Annotated in this window: 21 protein-coding genes; 18 read left to right on the top strand and 3 right to left on the bottom strand. The window is 71.3% G+C overall.

The genetic code is table 11. The features are described from left to right. Positions 1–18: 18 nt before the first annotated feature. Positions 19–708, bottom strand: a complete 690-nt coding sequence (locus GGQ83_RS12290; protein WP_184384422.1) for a DUF502 domain-containing protein — start codon at positions 706–708, stop codon at positions 19–21. 109 nt (positions 709–817) lie between these two features. On the opposite strand from GGQ83_RS12290, the gene GGQ83_RS12285 reads away from it, so the two are divergent. Both GGQ83_RS12285 and GGQ83_RS12280 read left to right on the top strand, forming a co-directional pair. Further along, entirely contained in the window at positions 818–1,819 is a 1,002-nt protein-coding gene (locus GGQ83_RS12285; RefSeq protein WP_184384420.1) for a 2-hydroxyacid dehydrogenase, read from the top strand. A gap of 2 nt (positions 1,820–1,821) precedes the next feature. Continuing rightward, positions 1,822–3,279 (top strand): L-lactate permease, encoded by a 1,458-nt coding sequence (locus GGQ83_RS12280; RefSeq protein WP_184384418.1) that lies wholly within the window; start codon positions 1,822–1,824, stop codon positions 3,277–3,279. A 180-nt stretch (positions 3,280–3,459) separates the two neighbouring features. On the opposite strand, the gene GGQ83_RS12275 is transcribed toward GGQ83_RS12280, so the two are convergent. Then, positions 3,460–5,259 (bottom strand): SLC13 family permease, encoded by a 1,800-nt coding sequence (locus GGQ83_RS12275; protein ID WP_184384415.1) that lies wholly within the window; start codon positions 5,257–5,259, stop codon positions 3,460–3,462. Positions 5,260–5,367: 108 nt separating this feature from the next. Here GGQ83_RS12275 and GGQ83_RS12270 point away from each other — a divergent pair, with 108 nt between their 5' ends. The 14 genes from GGQ83_RS12270 to GGQ83_RS12205 all read left to right on the top strand — a co-directional run bounded on the left by GGQ83_RS12270 (position 5,368) and on the right by GGQ83_RS12205 (position 18,158). Continuing rightward, positions 5,368–6,063 carry a cysteine hydrolase family protein gene (locus GGQ83_RS12270; RefSeq protein WP_184384413.1) on the top strand — a complete coding sequence of 232 codons (696 nt, stop codon included), beginning with the start codon at positions 5,368–5,370 and terminating at the stop codon, positions 6,061–6,063. 74 nt (positions 6,064–6,137) lie between these two features. Further along, positions 6,138–6,485 (top strand): nuclear transport factor 2 family protein, encoded by a 348-nt coding sequence (locus GGQ83_RS12265; protein ID WP_184384411.1) that lies wholly within the window; start codon positions 6,138–6,140, stop codon positions 6,483–6,485. 85 nt (positions 6,486–6,570) lie between these two features. After that, positions 6,571–7,074, top strand: a complete 504-nt coding sequence (locus GGQ83_RS12260) for a (2Fe-2S)-binding protein (RefSeq protein ID WP_184384409.1) — start codon at positions 6,571–6,573, stop codon at positions 7,072–7,074. Between the two features lie 113 nt (positions 7,075–7,187). Then, positions 7,188–9,557, top strand: a complete 2,370-nt coding sequence (locus tag GGQ83_RS12255; RefSeq protein ID WP_184384407.1) for a xanthine dehydrogenase family protein molybdopterin-binding subunit — start codon at positions 7,188–7,190, stop codon at positions 9,555–9,557. A 17-nt stretch (positions 9,558–9,574) separates the two neighbouring features. After that, entirely contained in the window at positions 9,575–10,369 is a 795-nt protein-coding gene (locus GGQ83_RS12250) for an FAD binding domain-containing protein (protein ID WP_184384405.1), read from the top strand. A gap of 145 nt (positions 10,370–10,514) precedes the next feature. Beyond that, positions 10,515–10,910, top strand: a complete 396-nt coding sequence (locus GGQ83_RS12245) for an AtzH-like domain-containing protein (protein ID WP_184384403.1) — start codon at positions 10,515–10,517, stop codon at positions 10,908–10,910. Between the two features lie 115 nt (positions 10,911–11,025). Next, complete coding sequence (locus tag GGQ83_RS12240) at positions 11,026–12,288, top strand: NAD(P)/FAD-dependent oxidoreductase (protein WP_184384401.1); 1,263 nt, start codon at positions 11,026–11,028, stop codon at positions 12,286–12,288. Positions 12,289–12,385: 97 nt separating this feature from the next. Then, complete coding sequence (locus GGQ83_RS12235) at positions 12,386–13,204, top strand: cold-shock protein (RefSeq protein ID WP_184384399.1); 819 nt, start codon at positions 12,386–12,388, stop codon at positions 13,202–13,204. A 75-nt stretch (positions 13,205–13,279) separates the two neighbouring features. Further along, positions 13,280–13,897 carry a class I SAM-dependent DNA methyltransferase gene (locus GGQ83_RS12230; RefSeq protein WP_184384397.1) on the top strand — a complete coding sequence of 206 codons (618 nt, stop codon included), beginning with the start codon at positions 13,280–13,282 and terminating at the stop codon, positions 13,895–13,897. Positions 13,898–14,018: 121 nt separating this feature from the next. After that, positions 14,019–14,999, top strand: coding sequence for a Bug family tripartite tricarboxylate transporter substrate binding protein (locus GGQ83_RS12225; protein WP_184384395.1), 981 nt, complete (start codon positions 14,019–14,021; stop codon positions 14,997–14,999). A gap of 5 nt (positions 15,000–15,004) precedes the next feature. Then, entirely contained in the window at positions 15,005–15,793 is a 789-nt protein-coding gene (locus GGQ83_RS12220; protein ID WP_184384393.1) for an alpha/beta hydrolase, read from the top strand. A 53-nt stretch (positions 15,794–15,846) separates the two neighbouring features. Continuing rightward, positions 15,847–16,530: a GntR family transcriptional regulator gene (locus tag GGQ83_RS12215; RefSeq protein WP_184384391.1), complete on the top strand. Its 684-nt coding sequence runs from the start codon at positions 15,847–15,849 to the stop codon at positions 16,528–16,530. Positions 16,531–16,534: 4 nt separating this feature from the next. After that, entirely contained in the window at positions 16,535–17,062 is a 528-nt protein-coding gene (locus GGQ83_RS12210; RefSeq protein ID WP_184384389.1) for a cysteine dioxygenase family protein, read from the top strand. Positions 17,063–17,264: 202 nt separating this feature from the next. Continuing rightward, positions 17,265–18,158, top strand: a complete 894-nt coding sequence (locus GGQ83_RS12205; RefSeq protein ID WP_184384387.1) for a DMT family transporter — start codon at positions 17,265–17,267, stop codon at positions 18,156–18,158. Here GGQ83_RS12205 and GGQ83_RS12200 read toward each other — a convergent pair. Then, the gene (locus tag GGQ83_RS12200) at positions 18,136–18,555 is read right to left on the bottom strand and encodes a PaaI family thioesterase (protein ID WP_184384385.1); all 420 of its coding nucleotides are present in this window, start codon (positions 18,553–18,555) and stop codon (positions 18,136–18,138) included. The genes GGQ83_RS12205 and GGQ83_RS12200 overlap by 23 nt on opposite strands. Before the next feature lie 139 nt (positions 18,556–18,694). Between GGQ83_RS12200 and GGQ83_RS12195 the strand changes: the two genes are divergently transcribed. Beyond that, positions 18,695–19,459 carry an SDR family NAD(P)-dependent oxidoreductase gene (locus GGQ83_RS12195; protein WP_184384382.1) on the top strand — a complete coding sequence of 255 codons (765 nt, stop codon included), beginning with the start codon at positions 18,695–18,697 and terminating at the stop codon, positions 19,457–19,459. Beyond that, positions 19,456–20,301 (top strand): GNAT family N-acetyltransferase, encoded by an 846-nt coding sequence (locus GGQ83_RS12190; RefSeq protein WP_184384380.1) that lies wholly within the window; start codon positions 19,456–19,458, stop codon positions 20,299–20,301. Before GGQ83_RS12195 ends, GGQ83_RS12190 begins: the two co-directional genes overlap by 4 nt. The last annotated feature ends 156 nt before the right edge of the window (positions 20,302–20,457 follow it).

The raw sequence follows: 20,457 nt of genomic DNA, 5'->3' as shown, positions 1-20,457 counted from the left end.
TGAATCAGCCGCGCAAATTCATCCAGGCGGCCGCAGCGGCCGCCCGCGCTGGCTGTAGTTCACCGTGTCCGGCGCGTTGGAACCGCCGGTCACGATGAAGGCCATGGCCTCGTCGAAGGTCCAGTCCGTCCAGGTCAGCGCCGTGATCGGCACGATCTCGATGTAGCCCGAGGTGGGGTTGGGCGAGGTCGGCACATAGACCACCGCCAGTTCGTCGCCCGTGCTGCTGTCCTTCAGCACGCGCGTCACCAGCCCCACCGCCTTCATCTCGGGCGAGGGGAAGTCGATCAGCACCACGCGCTGCCCGCCCTCCTGCTGGGTGCCGGCCACGTTCAGGAAGCGCTTGGTGGCGCCATAGATCTTCTCGACGAAGGGGATGCGGCCGATCAGCCATTCCATCACCGCGATGAGGCGTTGGCCCACCATGCGGCTGGCCATCCAGCCCAGCAGCCACAGCAGCGCCAGCACGGCGATGGTGGCGACGATGGAGACCACCGTCTCGTTCGCCATCGCCCGCGCGGCCGCCGGGTTGTCGGGGTTCAGCGCGAGTGCGGCGGCCCGCACCAGCGGCCGGCCGAGCGCCGAAAGCTGCCGGAACAGGAAATCCACGATCAGCCAGGTGATGGCGAGCGGTGCGGCCGTCAGCACGCCCACCAGCAGGTAGCGCCCCGCCGAGCGCAGGCCCTGCCGCGCGTCCGGGTTGCTCACGCGCCCGCCGTTTCGTCACGCATGTGGTGTCTCTCCAAGGGTGAAATGGCGCGGCTTACGTGATACTTAGCCCCGCGCGGCCGGGCCCGCCAACAGCAAAGGGAACGCCATGCACATCGCGGTCTTCAGCACGAAACCCTATGATCGCCACTTCCTGGACGCCGCCAACCAGGAGGCGGGCGCACCGCATCAACTCACCTACCTGGAACCACGCCTCTCGCGCGAGACGGCCGTGCTGGCCAAGGGCGCCCAGGCCGTCTGCGTCTTCGTGAACGACGCGGCGGATGCGGCGGTGCTGGAGGCGCTGCACGCCCAAGGCGTGCGGATGCTGGCCCTGCGCTGCGCGGGCTTCAACAATGTGGACCTGGCGGCGGCCAGGCGCCTCGGTTTGCCCGTGGGCCGCGTGCCCGCCTATTCGCCCGAGGCGGTGGCCGAGCACACGGTGGCGATGATCATGTCGCTCAACCGCAACATCCACCGCGCGCATGCCCGCGTGCGCGAGGGCAATTTCGCGCTCGACGGGCTGCTGGGCTTCGACATGAAGGGGCGCACGGTCGGCGTCGTCGGCACCGGGCGCATCGGGGCCGCCTTCGCGCGCATCATGCGGGGCTTCGGCTGCCGGGTGCTGGCCTTCGACCCCATGCCGGACGCGGAACTCGGCCTCGACTACGTGCCGCTCGACCGCCTGCTGGCCGAGGCGGACATCGTCAGCCTGCATTGCCCGCTGAACCCCGCCACGCACCACCTCATTGACGAGGCGGCCATCGCGCGGATGAAGCGCGGCGTCATGCTCATCAACACCAGCCGCGGCGCCATCGTGGACACGCGCGCGGCCATCAAGGGGCTGAAGAGCGGCGCCATCGGCCATCTCGGCCTGGATGTCTATGAGGAGGAGGCGGACCTCTTCTTCGAGGACCTCTCGGGCCAGGTGCTGCAGGACGACATCTTCGCCCGCCTGCTCACCTTCCCCAACGTGCTCATCACCGCGCACCAGGCCTTCTTCACCGAGGACGCGCTGATGGCCATCGCGCGCACCACGCTCGACAACATCACCTGCTTCGCGAGCACGGGCGCGCCCCGGCACGAGGTCTCGGTCGAGAAGCTGGCCTGAGCATGGCGCTGGCCGCGCTGCTGCCCATCCTGGTCATCCTCGCGCTGATGCTGGGGGCGCGCTGGGCGGCGGGGCCGGCGGGGCTCGCGGGGCTCGCGGTCGCGCTGCCGGTGGCCCTTCTCGGCTTCGGCTGGGACGCGGCCGGGCTGCCCGGCGTGGCGGCCGAGGCGGGGTTCACCGCGCTCACCATCCTCTGGATCGTCTTTCCGGCGCTGATGCTGCACGAGGCGCAGATGGCGGGCGGCGGCACGGCCACCATCCGTGCCGCCATCGCGCGCCTGTCCGATGATCCGCGCATCATGGCGCTGCTGGTGGCCTGGTTCTTCGCCCTCTTCGCGGAAGGGGCGGCGGGCTTCGGCACGCCGGTGGCGCTGGCGGCACCCATCCTGGTGGCGCTGGGCTTTCCGCCCGCGCGTGCCGTGGCGCTGGCGCTGGTGGGGCACGCGGTGGGGGTGAGCTTCGGCGCGGTCGGCACGCCTGTCGCGGCGCAGGTGGCGCTGACGGGGCTCGACCCGCTGGCGCTCTCGGCCGCGACGGCGGGGCTGCACGCGGCCATCGGCTGGACCATGGCGCTGGCGGTGCACCGGCTGGCGTCGGCGCAGGGCGGTGTGGCGGGTCCGGCCTGGGCGCTGGCCGCGGGCTTCGCCTTCCTGCTGCCCGCGACCCTCATCGCCGTCTTCGTGGGGCCCGAGCTGCCCACGCTGGGTGGCGCGCTGCTGGGCGGCGTGGGCTTCGCGCTCTGGGTGCGCGGACGCGGCGCGGCGGGCGGCCCCGGCGCGCGCGAGGTGCTGGGCGCCGCACTCCCCTATCTGCTGCTGCTGGCGCTGATCCTCGCCACGCGGCTCATCGCGCCGCTGGGCGAGGCGCTGCGTGGCGTGACCCTGGCATGGTCCCTGCCGGGCGGCTTCGCGGGCAGCGTGCAACCGCTCTACCACCCGGGCACGATGTTGCTGTTGGGGCTGCTGCTGGCGGCCGCGCTGCGCCGCACGCCGCCTGCCGTGTTGGCGGGTGCGGCCGGGCGGGCGGCGGCGCGGCTGCCCTCGGTGCTGCTGGCGCTGGTGGCGATGCTGGCGCTGGCGCGCCTCATGGTCCATGCCGGGCTGATCGAAGCCCTGGCCGAGGGCGCGTCCCTGGCACTCGGCGGCGCCTGGCCGGCCCTGGCGCCCGCTGCCGGCGCGCTCGGCACCTTCGTCACCGGTTCCGCCACCGCGTCGAACATCCTGCTGACGGAATTCCAGCGCGCCACGGCCGAGACGCTGGGGCTGTCGGTGCCGCTGATGCTGGCGGGACAGGGGGTGGGGGCGGCCATCGGCAACATCATCTGCCCGCACAACATCGTGGCGGGGGCGGCCACCGTCGGGCTGGTGGGGCGCCAGGCCAGCGAGGTGCTGCGCGCCACCCTGCCGGCGGCACTTCTCTATGCCGCGCTGGCCGGCGCCTTGCTGCTGGCGCTGGCCTGATCAGGGCGGGATGCGTCGAGGCGGAATCGCCGAAGACGTTGAATCCCGCCCGCAAACATCACCAGGGCGGGATGCGTCGAGGCGGAATCGCCGAAGACGTTGAATCCCGCCCGCAAACATCACCAGGGCGGGATGCGTCGAGGCGGAATCGCCGAAGACGCTGAATCCCGCCCGCAAACATCAAGGCGGCCAGAAGAACAGCAGCGAGGGCACGGCGACGGCCAGCACCACCACCTCCAGCGGCAAACCCAGCCGCCAGTAGTCGCCGAAGCGCAGCCCCCCGGGCCCCAGGATCAGCGTGTTGTTCTGGTGCCCGATGGGCGTGAGGAAGGCGCAGGAGGCGCCGATGGCCACCGCCATCAGGAAAGCATCGGGCGAGGCGCCGAGCTGCGACGCGGTGCCCAGCGCCACCGGGCACATCACCGCCGCCGTGCCGGCATTGTTCATGAAGTCCGACAGCGTCATGGTCACCGCCATGATCAGCGCCAGCGCGGCCGCGGGGCCCAGCGCCGCGACCGGCGCCAGCAGCAGCCCTGCCAGCATGTCCGCGGCCCCCGTGGTCGCCATGGCGTCAGCCACCGGCAGCAGCGCGCCCAGCAGCACCACCACGGGCCAGTCCACCGAATCATAGAGGCGGCGCAGCGGCAGCAGGCCGAGCGCCAGCACCGCCAGCACACCGGCGGCGAAGGAGATGGCCGCCGGCAGCAGCCCGAAGGCCGCACCCCCCACGGCCAGCGCCATGACGCCGGCGGCCAGCGTGGCGCGGCGGCCATCGGGCAGGCGCAGCTCGCGCTCGGCCAGCGGCACCAGGCCAAAGGTCTGCGCGACCTCGCCCAGCGCCTCCTCCGAGCCCTGCATCAGCAGCACATCGCCCTCGCGCAGGCTCATCCCGCGCATGCGCGCCCCCACGCGCGCGCCCCGGCGCGAGATGGCCAGCAGGTTCACGCCATAGCGCCGCCGCAGATGCAGGTCCGTCGCCGAACGGCCGGCAATTTCGGCGCGCGGCCGCACCACGAATTCGGCCAGCCCCACCTCCTCGGATTGCAGGGCGGCACCCTTCACGCGTTCCGATTGCGCGGCGGCGTCGGGGAGGTCCTCCTCCAGCCGCAGGCCCAGGTCGGACAGTGCGCTGGCCAGCGCCTCGGGCTCGGCGCGGATGAGCAGGATGTCGCCGGGGTGGACCTCTCGGAAAGGATTGGGGGCGGCGATGCGGCGCTCGTCGCGCACCAGGCCCAGCACCTGCGCCTCGCTCTCGCGCAGCGCGGCCTCGATGGCGTTCAGCGTCATGCCGGCGGCCTTGGCGCCCTCAGGCACGCGGGCTTCCGTCAGGTAGGGGCCGGTGGCGAAGCCCTCGGCGCCGCTGACCGGCCGCGCCGGGATCAGCCGCCAGCCGCCCAGCAGGATCAGCGCGAGGCCGGCCAGCGTCACCGCCACCCCCACCCCCGCGAAGTCGAACATGGCAAAGCCGTTGCCGCCCGTGGCCTCGGCCCGGAACCCCGAGACGATGAGGTTGGGCGGCGTGCCGATCAGCGTGGTCATGCCGCCCAGGATGGAGGCGAAGGCCAGCGGCATCAGCACCCGCCCCGGCGGCAGGCCGAGCCGCGCCGAGACCTGGATCGCCACCGGCATCAGCAGCGCCAAGGCACCCACATTGTTCATGAAGGCCGAGAGCAGGGCCGCCAGCCCGCACAGCGCCGCCAGCGTGAGCGTCGGCCCCGTGCTGCGCGGAATGGCGTTGCGCGTCAGCATGTCCACCGCGCCGCTGGCCTGGAGTGCCGCGCTCAGCACCAGCACGCAGGCGACGGTGATGACGGCCGGATGCCCGAAGCCCGCGAAGGCGTCGCCCGGCGCCACCAGCCCCGCCGCCACCGCCGCCAGCAGCGCGCCCATGGCCACCAGGTCATGCCGCCAGCGCCCCCAGAGGAAGAGCAGGATGGCCGCGGCGAGGATGCCCAGGATGGCAATCTGCGGGAAGGTCATGCGGAGAGGGACATCGGAGGTTCCTTGCGGGCCATGGTAAGCGCGCAAGCGGGCCCTAGGTTGCCATCGCGTGCGCGCGCTGGTGTCCTGCGCCTGACGGAGGCGCGAATGGAAAGCTGGAAGACCGCCTGGCGCTCCTTCTACTACGAAGGCGCCCCCGATGCGCCGGACCCGGTGCTCGAACGGGGCCGAGTGGCGTTGCTGGTGATCGACGTGCAGAACACCTACCTGGCCCGGCCCGACCCCGCGACGCTCACGGGCGAGGAGCTGGCGCGCTACCACCGCTGGACGCCCTTCCATGCGCGGATGCACGGCACCGTCATCCCCACCATCGCGCGGCTGATGGATGCCTTCCGGACGGGCGGGAACCCCGTGGTCTTCGCGCGAATCGCCGCACTTCTGCCCGATGGGCGGGACCGTTCGCTCAGCCAGCGCAAGCCCGGCTGGAACGACCTGCTGCTGCCCAAGGACGAGTGGGAATCGCAGGTGGTGCCGGCGCTGGCGCCACGCGCGGACGAGATCCAGGTGACCAAGACCACGGATTCGGCGCTGACGGGCACGAACCTGCGCCTGGTGTTGCAGAACATGGGCATCACGCATGTGGTGGCGACCGGCATCTTCACCGACCAATGCGTCAGCTCCACCGTGCGCTCGCTGGCCGATGAGAGCTTCGACGTGATCCTGGTCGAGGATGCCTGCGCCGCCGGCAGCCAGGACCTGCACGAACAGGAGCTGCGAATCCTGAACCGCATCTATTGCGAGGTGATGTCGGCCGAGGAATTGCTGGGCTTCCTGCCCCGTTGAAGCGGCATGCAATTCCCGTTGCCGGCGGGGGTGGCGGGGCGCTAGCCTTCGCCATCCCGAGGGGGGCGCCCGCCATGACCACACGCGAAGTCGCCGAGGCCTTCACCGCCGCCCTGCGCGAGGGGCATGGCGAGGAAACGCGCTTCTGGTCCGATGATGTGGTCAGCCTGGAGGCCATGGAAGGCCCCATGGCCCGCATCGAGGGCCGCGCGGCCGTTGAGGCCAAGAGCGCATGGTGGATGGCCAACCACGAGGTCCACAGCTTCACGGTGGAGGGCCCCTTCGTCCACGGGAACCAGTTCGGCCTGCGCTTCGGCCTCGACTTCACGCGCAAGGAGGACGGGGCGCGCATGACCATGGCCGAGATCGGGCTTTACACGGTGGCTGACGGGGCCATCATCGAGGAACGCTTCTTCTACTGAAGGCGGACCCGCGGCGGGCGCTTGACGGCGCCCATGCCAGCGGCAACCTTCGGGCAGAGAATTCGAACGCAGGGGAGGGCAGTCCATGCCTCAGGTTTCGCTGACGGTGAACGGCAAGCAGCACACGGTCGAGGTCGAGGGCCGCACCCTGCTGGTGGAGCTGCTGCGCGAGAAGCTGCGCCTGACGGGCACGCATGTGGGCTGCGACACCAGCCAGTGCGGCGCCTGCGTGGTGCATGTGGATGGCGAGAGCGTGAAGTCCTGCACCACGCTGGCCGTGATGTGCGACGGCGCCGCCGTCACCACCATCGAGGGGCTGGCCAAGGCCGACGGCACCCTGCACCCGATGCAGGAGGCCTTCCGCGAATACCACGCCCTGCAATGCGGCTTCTGCACGCCCGGCATGGTGATGTCGGCCGTGGACCTGGTGGCCAAGAACCCGCAGGGCCTTTCCGAGAAGGAAATCCGCGAGGGGCTGGAGGGCAATCTCTGCCGCTGCACCGGCTACCACAACATCGTGAAGGCCATCGCCGCCGCGCAGGAGGTGATGCACGGACGGCGCGAGACGGTGGCCGCCGCCGCCGAGTAACCGCATCCCAGCACGCGGCACCATAAGCCGCGGCGGGAATACGGGCGCTATGGGGCCAAGGCGGCCGGGGCTATCCCGCCCCGGCAACGCCGGCCTTGAGGGAGAGAACGAAGATGAACGTCGTCACCCCCTTCGAGGGCATCGGCGCGAGCGTGAGGCGCAAGGAAGACCTGCGCTTCCTCTCCGGCCGCGGGCAATACACGGACGACATCAACCGCCCCGGCCAGGCGCATGCCTACATTCTCCGCAGCCCGCACGCCCATGCGCGCATCAAGGGCGTGGACACGGCGGCGGCCAGCGCCATGCCGGGTGTGGCCGCCATCTACACCAGCGCGGACCTCGCAGCCATCGGCGGCATTCCCTGCGGCTGGCAGATCCACAACAAGGACGGCACGCCGATGGCGGAGCCGAAGCACCCCGTCCTGGCCGAGGGCAAGGTGCGCCATGTGGGCGACCCGGTGGCGGTGGTGGTGGCCGAGACCCGCGAGCAGGCCCGCGACGCGGCCGAACACATCCATGTGGACTACGAGGTGCTGCCCGCCTCCGTCACCATGACGCAGGCCCAGGCGCCCGGCGCGCCGGCCGTGCATGACGACAACCCGTCCAACCTCTGCTACGACTGGCATATCGGCGACAAGGCGATGACGGACGCGGCCTTCGCATCCGCCGCGCACACCGTGGTCTTCGAGACCACCAACAACCGCCTCGTCCCCAACGCCATGGAGCCGCGCGCGGCCATCGGCGACTACGACACCACCACGGGCGAACACACCCTCTTCACCACCAGCCAGAACCCGCACGTCATCCGCCTGCTGATGGGCGCCTTCGTGCTGCAAATCCCCGAGAGCAAGCTGCGCGTGGTGGCGCCCGATGTGGGCGGCGGCTTCGGGTCCAAGATCTACCATTATGCCGAGGAGGCCATCGTCACCTGGGCGGCGGCGAAGCTGGGCCGGCCGGTGAAGTGGACGGCGGACCGGTCCGAGAGCTTCATGTCGGACGCGCATGGGCGCGACCACATCAGCCGTGCCGAACTCGCGCTGGACGCCGAAGGAAAATTCCTGGGCCTGCGCGTCCACACCCAGGCCAACATGGGCGCCTATCTCTCCACCTTCGCGCCCTGTGTGCCGACCTATCTCTACGCCACGCTGCTGGCCGGGGTGTATTCGACGCCGGCCATCTATGCCGAGGTGAAGGCCGTCTTCACCAACACCGTGCCGGTGGACGCCTATCGCGGCGCGGGCCGCCCCGAGGCCACCTATCTGCTGGAACGCCTGGTGGATGTCGGCGCGAAGCAGACCGGCTTCGACAAGCTGGAACTGCGGCGCCGCAACTTCATCCCGACCGACGCCTTTCCGTACCAGACGCCCGTGGCGCTCCAATACGACAGCGGCGACTATTTCTCGACGCTGGAGCAGGCGCTGGAGACGGCGGGCTGGGCCACCTTCGAACAGCGCCGCGCGGAAGCGAAGGCTCGCGGGCGGCTGCGCGGCATCGGCATCTCCACCTATCTGGAGGCCTGCGGCATCGCGCCCTCGGCCGTGGTGGGTTCGCTGGGTGCGCGGGCGGGCCTCTATGAGGTGGGCACCATCCGCGTCCACCCCACCGGCAGCGTGACCGTCCTGACGGGCACGCACAGCCATGGCCAGGGGCACGAGACCACCTTCGCCCAGCTCATCGCCGACAAGCTGGGTGTGGCCATCGCCAATGTGGACATCGTCCATGGCGACACGGCCAAGATCCCCTTCGGCATGGGCACCTATGGCAGCCGCAGCCTCGCCGTGGGCGGTTCGGCCATGGACAAGGCGATGGACAAGATCATCGCCAAGGGCAAGCGCATCGCGGCCCACCTGATGGAAGCCTCCGTCGAGGATGTGGAGTTCGAGCGCGGCACCTTCCGCGTCGCCGGCACCGACAAGACCAAGAGCCTGACCGACATCAGCCTCGCGGCCTATGTCCCGCACAACTACCCGATTGACGAGATCGAGCCGGGGCTTGAGGAGACCGCCTTCTACGACCCGAAGAACTTCACCTATCCCGGCGGCTGCCACATCGCGGAGGTGGAGATCGAGATTGAGACCGGCATCGTCTCCATGGTGAACTTCACCGCGGTGGATGATGTGGGCCGCGTGATCAACCCCATGATCGTGGAGGGCCAGGTGCAGGGCGGTGTCGCCCAGGGCATCGGCCAGGCGCTGCTGGAGGGTTGCGTCTATGACAGCCATGGCCAGCTCATCTCCGCCTCGATGATGGACTACACCATGCCCCGCGCGGATGACCTGGCCCCGGTCAGCGTCGCCACCCACACCACGCTGTGCACCCACAACCCGCTGGGGGTGAAGGGCTGCGGCGAGGTGGGGGCCATCGGCTCGCCGCCCGCGGTCATCAACGCGGTGGTGGACGCGCTGCGCGACCACGACATTTCCCATGTCGAGATGCCCGCGACACAAGAGAAGATCTGGTCCATCATCCACGGCAAGCGCTGACGTCTCAGGAGCCCCCGATGTACGATTTCGCCTATCACAAGCCCTCTTCCGTGGCCGATGCCGTGAAGCTCCTGGCTTCGGACCCGGATGCCAAGGCTGTCTCCGGCGGGCACACCCTGCTGCCCGCGCTGAAGCACCGGCTGAACAAGCCCACCTCGCTGGTGGACCTCTCGGGCATCGCGGAGATGCGCGGCGTCCGGCGCGAGGGGAACGCCATCATCATCGGCGCGCTGACCCGCCACCACGAGGTGGCGAACAGCGAGGCGGTGAAGTCGGCCATCCCGGCACTCGCCTACATGGCGCAGCACATCGGCGACCAGCAGGTCCGCAACCGCGGCACGCTGGGCGGCTCCGTCTCCAACAACGACCCGGCGGCGGACTACCCCTCGGCGGTGCTGGGGCTGGGTGCGACGGTGCATACCAGCAAGCGCAAGATCGCGGCGGATGACTTCTTCCTGGGCATGTTCACCACGGCCCTCGAACATGACGAGATCCTGGTGGCGGTGGAATTCCCCATCCCGGAGAAGGCGGGCTACGCCAAGATGCGCAACCCGGCCAGCCGCTACGTCATGGCCGGCGCCTTCGTCTCCAAGGGGCCGATGGGCGTGCGGGTCGCCATCAATGGCGCGGCCGCCTGCGTGTTCCGCCAGCCGGAGATGGAAGCCGCCCTTTCGTCCAACTGGTCGGCCGATGCGGTGGCGGGCGTGAAGCAGGCCGCCGATGACCTGAACAGCGACATCCATGGCAGCGCCGAATACCGCGCGCACCTGGTCACCGTGATGGCGAAGCGGGCGGTCGCCGCCGCCGGCTGAGGCGCCCCCCGATGACCGGAGGGCCGGCAGGCCCGGAGGTCTGAATCGGGTCGCCAGACATGCCAGGCCAAGCGCCGAGAAGGGCCGCGCCTCGAAAGAGGCGTGCCCCTTTTGCTTTTCGCGCGCCGGGGGCAAGGTGCGGCGCATGGAACTGGACAACCCCACCGTCATCGCCGAAGCCCGCGCCGTCTTCGACCGCTACGAAGACGCGCTGATGAACAACCGCACCGAGATCCTGAACGAGATCTTCTGGGCCGATCCGCGCACGGTGCGCTTCGGCATCACGGAAATCCTCTACGGGATCGAGGCCATCCGGGGCTTCCGCGCCTCGGTGAAGGCCTACGCCCAGCGCGTGCAGCGGAAGGTTCACATCACCAGCTTCGGCCAGGATTTCGCCTGCACCCACCTCGAATATGAGCGTGTCGGCACCGGGCTGATCGGCCGCGAGACCAAGATCATGGTGCGCCTGCCCGAGACCGGCTGGCGGGTGGTGTCGGCGCATGTCTCGCTGCTGGCGGGGCAGGACCCGGGGAGGGCGTGATGGCCGCCGATTCACGCCTCCGGACCATGCGGCCCTCCGGCGATCGGGGGCGGACGATGGCCACCGATTCACGCCTCCAGGCCGTGCGGCCTTCCGGCGATCGGGGGCTGGCGTGATGGCCACCCAACTCGCCATCATCGGCGGCGGCATCATGGGCGCCTGCGCGGCGCTGGCCGCCCAGCGCGAGGGCATGCAGGTCACCCTCATCGAGCCCGGCACGCCCGGTGGCGAGCAGGCGGCCAGCTACGGCAATGGCTGCTGGCTCAGCCCCGCCAGCGTGGTGCCGCCCGCCTTGCCGGGGCTGTGGCGCAAGGTGCCGAAATTCCTGCTGGACCCGCTGGGGCCGCTCGCCATCCGCTGGTCCTACTTCCCCCGCGTGGCGCCCTGGCTGGTGCGCTATTTGGCCTCGGGCTGGACCGAGGGGCGGGTGATGCGCACGGGCCATGCCCTGCGGGCCCTGGTGCGCGGCGCGCCCGAACTGCACGCGGCGCTGGCCGAGGAGGCCGGGGTGGGCCACCTCATCGAACGGCGCGGCCTGCTCTACATCTACCCCTCCCGCGCCGCCTTCGAGGCGGAGGCGCTCGCCTGGCGCGTCCGCGCCGAGACGGGCGTGAAGTGGCTCGAATTGAACGAGGACGAACTCCGCCAGCGCGAACCCGAGCTCGACCGCCGCTACCGCTTCGGCGTGCTGGTGGAGGAGGGCGGGCATTGCCGGGACCCCGGCGCCTATGTGGCCGCCCTGGTGGCGCTCGCCGAACGCCAGGGTGCCCGTCGCGTCCAGGCCCGCGCCACGGGCTTCCGCATCGAGGGCGGGCGCCTTCGCGCCGTCCTCACCGACCAGGGCGAGGTGCCGGCCGACCGCGCCATCATCTGCGCCGGCGCCCATTCCAAGGCATTGGCCCGCGCCGCCGGCGACAGCCTGCCGCTGGAGAGCGAGCGCGGCTACCACGCCATGGTCGAGGCGCCCGAGGCCGGCCCCCGCACCCCCATGATGCCCTCGGATGGCAAGATGAGCGTGACGATGACCGATCGCGGCCTGCGCTGCGCGGGCCAGGTCGAGATTGCGGGAATCGAGGCCGCGCCCAACTGGAAGCGCGCCGAAATCCTGCGCGACCACCTGTTGCGCAGCTTTCCTGGCCTCCCGCGCGACCTGCCGGCCGAACGCGTGCGCTTCTGGATGGGGCACCGCCCCTCCATGCCCGACGGCCTGCCCGTGATCGGCCCCGCCCGCGCCTGCCCGGACATCCTGTATGGCTTCGGCCATGGCCATGTGGGGCTGGTGGCGGCCCCGCGTTCGGCGGAAATCCTGGCCGCGATGCTGGCCGGACGCCCGCCGCAGCCCGACGCCGCCCCTTACGCGCCCGCGCGTTTTCAGTGACGCTTTTCCCGTGCATTGCGTCGCGGACAATGCCATTGTGACGACGGCGGCCTGGCATCCCGTTCGGCCGTGACGTGTTTATGGGTTGAAGAGCAACGTGTCTGACGATTATTCGCCTGATGGCGGCGAGGGCGGCCTGATCGAGGCCAAGGTGAAGTGGTATAACGGGCGGAAGGGCTTCGGCTTCGTGCTCGGCCCTGATGGGCAGGACGTGTTCTTCCACGCCTCGGCCCTGACCGATGCCAATGTGGACCAACCCGACACCGACGATATCCTGGTGTGCGAGATCGGCTCCGACCGGCAGGGCCGGCGGCTGGTGACCCGCATCACCGAGCTGAAGCGCGGACCCGGCGGCGGCGCTGGCGGCGGCGCCCCTCGCGGCGGCTTCGGCGACCGCCCCCCCCGGCGCGACTTCGGCGACCGTCCCCCCCGGCGTGACTTCGGCGGCCCCGGTGGCGGCTTTGGCGGCGGCGGCGGCGGTGGCTTCGGTGACCGTCCCCCCCGGCGCGACTTCGGCGCCCCCGGCGGCTTCGGCGATCGTCCCCCCCGGCGTGACTTCGGCGGCGGCGGCGGTGGTGGTTTCGGCGGCGGCGGTGGCGGCTTCGGCGGCCCGCGCGGCGGCGGCGGCTTTGGCGGCGGCGGCGGCGGTGGTGGCTTCGGTGGCGGCGGCGACCGTGGCCCCCGGCGCAACTTCGACGAGGGCAGCGGCCCCGTCTATCCGCTGAACGGCACCGTGAAGTGGTTCGACCAGGTGCGCGGCTTCGGCTTCGTGACGCCGGAAGATGGTGGCCAGGACGTGTTCCTCCACTCCTCCGTGCTGACGCGCGCCGGCCGCACCGACCTGCAGCAGGGTGAGAAGGTCTCGCTCGACGTGCGGGACGGCCAGCGCGGCCGCCAGGCCGTCGGCATCAAGTAACGGCGCACCCACGCCGTTCCCGGGCCCCGTGGCATCCGCCGCGGGGCCTTTTTCATGTGGGACGGAGGAAAGCGCATGCCCTCGCCGGCCGATGACATCCTCCCGCTCTACGACGCGCATGCCGCCGCCTTCGCCAGGCTTCGCGGCCAGTCATTGGTCGAGCGGGACTGGCTGGACGCCTTCCTCGGCGCCATGCCGCCGGATGGACGTGAGGTGCTGGACATGGGCTGCGGTACCGGCCTGCCGCTGGCTGCGCACCTCGCCGCGCGGGGCTGCCGCGTCACCGGGCTGGACGGCGCCGCGGCGATGATCGCCGAGGCGCGGCGAAACCTGCCGGCGCATCGCTGGCTCCTGGCCGATATGCGCGACCCGCCCGCGCTCGGCCCCTTCCACGGGCTGCTGGCCTGGCACAGCTTCTTCCATCTGGCGCATGGGGCGCAGCGCAGCATGTTTCCCGTCTTCGCCCGTCTGGCCCATCCCGGCGCGGCGCTGATGTTCACCAGCGGCCCTGGCCATGGCGAGGCGCTGGGCAGCTTCGAGGGCCGGCCCCTCTACCATGCCAGCCTGGACCCCGCGGAATACACGGCGCTGCTACGCGGCAATGGCTTCGAGGTGCTGCGCCATGTCCGCGAGGACCCCTCCTGCGGCGGGGCCACGGTCTGGCTGGCGCGGAAGCACATGCCCAATGAATGAGGCATGTGCCTGCCGAAGCGGCGCTTGCCACGACACGGGCGTGAAGCGCCGCCGCGCGGCCATGTTTCGGGAAGCGGCAAGTATGGCCTAGATTGCGCCCGACCAGACCGGAGATCTCACCATGCGCCGTCGCTCGCTTCTCGCGCTGCCCGTCCTCGCCACCCCCGCCATCGCCAACGCCCAGGCCAACTGGCCCAGCCGCCCCATCACCCTGATCGGCGGCTTCCCGAACGGTTCGGGCGTGGACATCTACCAGCGCCGCCTGGCCGAGCCGCTCAGCCGCGCGCTGGGCCAACCCATCGTGGTGGACAACCGCACGGGGGCGGGCGGCAATATCGGCTCCGACCACGTGGCCAAGGCGCGGCCCGATGGCTACACCTTCTACTTCGGCACGGCCGGCACGCACGCCATCAATGCCAGCCTCTACCGGACCCTGCCCTTCGACGTGGTGCGGGACTTCACGCCCATCGCGCATCTGGGCGATGTGCCGAACCTCATGCTGGTCAGCGCCGAGCGCCGGCCGCAATTCACCGATTGCGGCACGGTGCTGGCCGCGGCCCGCGCCAATCCCAGCCGGCTGAACTTCTCCAGCACGGGCAATGGCGCCTCCACCCACCTGGCCGGCGCGCAGTTCAACGCGGCGGCGGGCGTGGACATCACCCATGTGCCCTTCCGCGGCCAGCCGGGTGCGGCGCTGGCGCTGCTGAGCGGCGATGTGGACCTGTTCTTCAACCAGTCGGGCCCCGGCATCGGCATGGTGCGCCAGGGCCAGGCCCGCGCGCTGGCCGTCACCACCGCCGAGCGCCTGCCCAGCCTGCCCGACGTGCCCACGGTCGCCGAGGCCTGCAACCTGCCCGGCTTCGTCAGCACCACCTGGTATGGGCTGTTCGGCCCCGCCAACCTGCCCGCGCCCATCCTGGAGCGCATGTCGGCCGAGGTGACGCGCATCGTCCAGGCGCCGGAGTTCCGCACCTGGCTGATGGAGACGCAGGGCATCACGCCCCCCACCGTCTTCACCCCCGCCGAATTCGCCGCCATCCAGCGCCAGGACATCGCGCGCTGGGCGGAGGTGGTGCGCGTCTCCGGCGCGCGGGTGGACTGACCGCCATGCGCCGCCGCGCCCTTCTGCTGGGTGGGGCGGCGCTTTCGCTGCCCGGTGCCGCGCCCGTGCCACCCGTCCATCTGCACCGCCCCGCCGCCTGGCGGCCGGGGGGCAGGGTGGTCGTGGTGGTGCATGGCGTGGGCCGCAACGCCGACGGATACCGCGACGCCTGGGCGCCCCATGCCGAGGCGCATGGGTTCCTGCTGCTCTGCCCTGAATTCTCCCAAGGACAGTTCCCCGGCGCCCGGCAATTCAGCCAGGGCAATGCCCGCGCGCCGCGCGCCCAATGGCGCTTCGGCGCGCTGGAGGCCGCGGTGGACGCGGCCCTGGCGGCCCAGGGCGACGCGCCCGGCCGGGACTTTTCCCTGTATGGCCATTCCGCCGGGGCCCAATTCGTCCATCGCCACCTGCTGCTGACCGGGGCGACGCGGGCGCGGCGCGTGGTGATCGCCAATGCCGGCTGGTATTCCTTCCCCGACACCGGCACGCCCTTCCCGCATGGGTTGGGGGGCCTGGACCTTGCCCCCGCCGCCCTGCGCGCCGCCCTGGCCCGCGACGTGGTGATCCTGCTGGGCGAGGCCGACACCGACCCGCACCACCCCAGCCTGCGCCGTGACCCTGTCACGGACCGCCAGGGGGTGAACCGGCTGGAGCGCGGCCGGAACTTCTTCGCCGCCGCCCAGGCGCTGGCCGCATCCGAGGGCGTGGCCTTTGGCTGGCGCCTCATCACCGTGCCCGGGGTCGCGCATGTGAACGCGCGGATGGCCGTGGCCGCCGCGCCGCTGCTGGCCTGAGACGCGAAATTCCACTGGACGGCGCCTGACATGTCAGTGATACTTCGCTCGTCATGTCGCTGCTCACGCCCATCGAGGCGCCCCCCTCGCTGACCGAACAGGCCGTCGCCGCCCTCCGGCGCGATATCCTCTCCACCCGCCTCGCCCCGGGCGAGACCATCTCCGAGGCCGGCGCCGCCCAGCGGCTGGAGATGGGCAAGGCGCCCATCCGCGCCGCCCTCGCGCGCCTGGCCGAGGATGGCCTGGTCCAGGCCGTGCCGCGCCGGGGCTGGATGGTCAGCCTCGTCACCATCCGTGACATCCATGAGGTCTTCGACCTGCGCCTGCTGCTGGAGCCCGAGGCCGCCCGCCGCGCCGCCGGCCGCGTGGACACCACCATGCTGGCCCGCCTCGATGCCGTCTGCGCCGAGGGCTATGATTGCGGCGATGCCGAGAGCGCCATGTGCTACCTCGACGCCAACAAGCGCTTCCACGTCGCCATCGCGGAACTCTCGGGCAATGGCCGCCTCGCCCGGCAGCTCGACCGGATGCTGGACGAGAGCACGCGCATGCTGGTGCTGGGCCTGCGCCGGCGCGACCGCACCATGGAAATGGCGCATGAGCACCATGAGCTGGTGGAGCGCCTGGCACTCGGCCAGGGCGAGGCCGCGGCCGCCCTCATGCACGAACAGGTCGCCGCCAGCCGCGAGATGGTGCTGGCGGCGCTGACGGCCCCCGATGCGATGACGGCGGTATAGCCCCATGAACGTGATCTTTCCCCTCGAAATCTCGCCCCTCGACACCGCTCTGGACCGCATGCTGGCCGATGTGGCCGCCGCCGCCCGCGCGCCGCTGGCCCGCCGGCACCTCGCGGTGGCCGAGGCTCTGGCGCCGCACATGCAGGACCCGCGTCTGCTCTCGGGCCGCGACTGCCCCTGCAACCCGGAGCGCTATGTGCGTCATTTGCTGCACGCCGACCCGGCCGGGGAATACGCCGTGGTGGCGCTGGTCTGGCGGCCCGGGCAGATGTCGCCCGTCCATGCCCACCGCACCTGGTGCGCGCTGGGCGTCCACCAGGGTGTGCTGAGCGAGCACTACTATGTCCCCGGGGCCCCGCCGCGCCTGGACGCCGTGCATCTGCGCCGGGCGGGCGATGTGAGCCATGGCCCCGCCGACCCGGACCTCATCCACCGCCTGGCGAATTGCTCGGCTGAGGTGGCGGTCTCCATCCATGTCTATGGCGTGCCCTTCGAGGATTTCGGCGACAAGGTGAACCTCATCCTGGGCTGAATGCTGGACTTTTCCGCCCGCGCGGGCGCATGGTCTTGCCTGCCAGGCGGAGCGGTGCGCCGCCCAAGCCCCGCACGGGTAAGATCGTAAGATGGTAAGGCGGCCAAGCCCCGCGCCGCGCGCGGCCATGCCCCTCCAAAGCCGCGGTTGACCCGCTGCCCCCCGACGCGTCTCCTGCCAGGGTGACGCCCCGCCGCCGCCCGTGACCGCTCCGCCCAAGCTCCTGCTCGGCCTGCTCTTCGGCGCGGCCGCGGCCTTCATCTGGAGCGGCCATGCCGTGGTGGCCCGCAACGCGCTGGCCGGGCAGGGCCTGCACGTGCTGGACCTGCTCTTCTGCCGCTACATCCCCGGCGCCCTTCTGCTGGCGCCGCTGGCCTGGCGCGAGCGGCGGGTGCTGGCCGCACTCGGCGTCTGGAAGCTGCTGGCGTTGAGCGTCACCGGCGGCGCGGTGAACCTCAGCTTCTTCGTCACCGCGCTCCATTTCGCGCCGGCGAGCCACGGCGCCACCATCGCGCCGATGACGGGGCCGGTGGTGGCGGCACTCGCCGCGTGGTGGCTGCTGCGCGAGCGGCCGACGGCCGGCCGCGCCGCGGCCCTCGGTGTCATGCTGCTGGGCGTGCTGCTGATCGGCTGGGATGGCTTGGGCCTGCACCCCGGCGCCTGGCGCGGCGACATCCTGCTGGTGATGGCGGGCGCCACCTGGGGCCTGTTCACCGTGCTGCTGCGGCGTTGGCAGGTGCCGGCCATTCCGGCCACGGCCGCGGTCTCGGTGGTGTCGGCGCCCATGGTGCTGCCGCTGTTCCTGGTCTTCCGCGCCGAGGAATTCTTCGCCCAGCCCATCACGCTCATCGCCTGGATGATCGTGGCGCAGGGGCTGCTGCTGGGGGTGGTCTCCATGTTCCTCTTCGCCCGCTGCGTGGAGACGCTGGGGGCCACGCGCGCCGGCACCATCTCGGTGCTGGTGCCGGTGATGGGCCTGCTGATGGCCGCCTTCTTCCTGGCCGAGCCCATCGGCTGGTTCAAGGCGATCGGTGCGGGGCTGGCGGCGGGGGCGATGCTGGTGGCGGTGCTCTTCACCGGCCGCCGGCTGGGCTGACCGCGACCCAGCCGCTGGTCGCATGGGCCACCAGCACCCCGTCCGCCGCGCGGGTGATCAACACCTCGCCATAGAGGCTGCGGCCTTTCGGCTTGATCAGCCGCGCATGGGCCACCACCGCCGCATTCCCCGCCGGGCGCAGGAACTGCATGGAAAGGCTGGCGGTCAGGCTGCGGTCCTCGCCCCCGCTGATGGCCAGCAGCGCGGCCCACATCGCCATGTCCGCCAGTCCCATCATGGCGGGGCCGGAGAGGGTGGGGCCGGGCCGCAGCAGCACGGGCAGGGGGTCGAGACGCAGCCGCGCCTCGCCGTCGCCCGCCTCCAGCACGCGCACGCCCCAGGCGGCGGTCATGGGCAGTTCGGCATGCATGAGGGCTTCGAGGGCCTGGATGTCCACGCGTTGTTCCTTTGGCGGCGGTTCTGCGCGTTCAGCATGCAGCGCCGCGCGCCTCGCCCCAAGGGTGCGGCGGGCCGGGCCTGGACGCGCGGCGCGGTGCCTCGCAACATCGCCCCATGTGCAGCACAGGACCGATGGTATGAACGCGCCCGCCCATGGCCCGCTGGCCGGCAAGATCGCCTATGTCACCGGCGGCAGCCGCGGTATCGGGCGCGCCTGCGCCATCGCCTTCGCCGAGGCGGGCGCGGATGTCGCCATCTCCCACCTCGATGACGAGGCGGAGGCGCGCACCTTGGTCCAGGCCGTCACGGCCCGCGGCCGCCGCGCCTTCCAGATGGCGGCCGATGCGGGCGATGTTTCCCAGATCAACGCCTTCATCGCGGCGGCCGAGGCCGCACTCGGCCCCTGCGACATCCTGCTGAACAATGCCGGCATCAACCTCCGCACCCCCTTCGGGCAGATCAGCGAGGCGGAGTTCGACCGCATGCTGAACATCCACCTGAAGGGGACGTTCTTCACCGCCCAGGCCGTCTATCCCGGCATGGTGGCGCGCGGCGGGGGGCGGATCATCAACATCGCCTCGCAGCTGGGCCTGAAGGGCTCGGCGGGCATCGTGACCTATTGCGCGGCCAAGGCGGGCATCATCGGCTTCACCCGCGCGCTGGCGCATGAGGCCGGACCGCTGGGGGTGCTGGTGAACGCCATCGCGCCAGGTCCCATCGAGACGGACCTCACGCGCTCGCGCGGGGCGGAATGGAAGGCCGAGATCGAAAGCCGCCTGCCGCTGCGCCGCATGGGCCGCGTGGAGGAGATCGCGGCGACGGCGGTGCTGCTGGCCGGGCCGGGCGGGTCCTATTATTGCGGCGCCTGCCTCTCGCCCAATGGCGGGGACATCATGCATTGAACCTGATCTGCCGACCTCTGCGCCCGGACGAGATCGCGACCGCCGTGGACTGGGCGGCGGCCGAGGGCTGGAACCCCGGCCTGGCCGACGCCCAGGCCTTCGCCGCCGCCGACCCGGAGGGCTTCTGGGGGGCGGAACGGGACGGCGAACTGCTCGCCTGCATCACGGCCGTCCGCACCGGCGAGGATTTCGGCTTCATCGGCTTCTACATCGCGCGCCCCGAAATCCGCGGGCAGGGGGTGGGCATCGCGCTGTGGCGCGCGGCCATGGCGCGACTGGAGGGTCGGTGCATCGGGCTGGACGGGGTGGTGGCGCAGCAGGCGAACTACCGCCGCTCGGGCTTCGAACTGGCCTGGAACAATGCGCGCTACCAGTCGCACGCGCCGCGCATCCCGGAGGTGGCGCCGGCCGATATTCGCGACGCCAGCGCCATTCCCTTCGCGCAATTGCTGGCCTTCGACGCCCAGGCCTTCGGCCTGCCGCGCCCCGATTTTCTCCGCGCCTGGATCGCCGTACCCGGCCACCGCGCCCGCGTGCTGCTGGATGCGGCAAGGGAGGTCGAAGGCTTCGCCGTCCTGCGGCCTTGCCGGGAGGGATCGAAGCTCGCGCCCCTCTTCGCGCGCGATGCGGAGGTGGCCCGCGCCCTCATCGCCGACGCCGCGCCGCACCGCGCCCCCGGCCCGCTGATCCTGGACCTGCCAGAGCCCCATGCCGAGGCGGTGGCCCTGGCGCGGTCCATGGGCATGGAGAAGGGCTTCGAGACGGCGCGCATGTATACGCGCGCTCCACCCCCCATGCGGCGGGACTGGATCTTCGGGCTGACCAGCTTCGAGCTGGGTTAGGCTCCAAACCCAATCAGTTCTAGCTCCGACGCGGCGTTGTGTGATTCAAGCTTTGTGTTGAGCGGAGCATGATCATGGCGGGCGAGTTCTGGCTGACGGACCGGCAATGGGAAGCGATCGCGCCCTTGCTTCCCAGCAACCAACCTGGCGCGCGGC

The organism is Roseococcus suduntuyensis, from assembly GCF_014196305.1.
Classification (GTDB): domain Bacteria; phylum Pseudomonadota; class Alphaproteobacteria; order Acetobacterales; family Acetobacteraceae; genus Roseococcus; species Roseococcus suduntuyensis.
The sequence above is the reverse complement of the archived record's forward strand: the minus strand, read 5'-3'. Positions and strand labels throughout refer to the sequence as shown.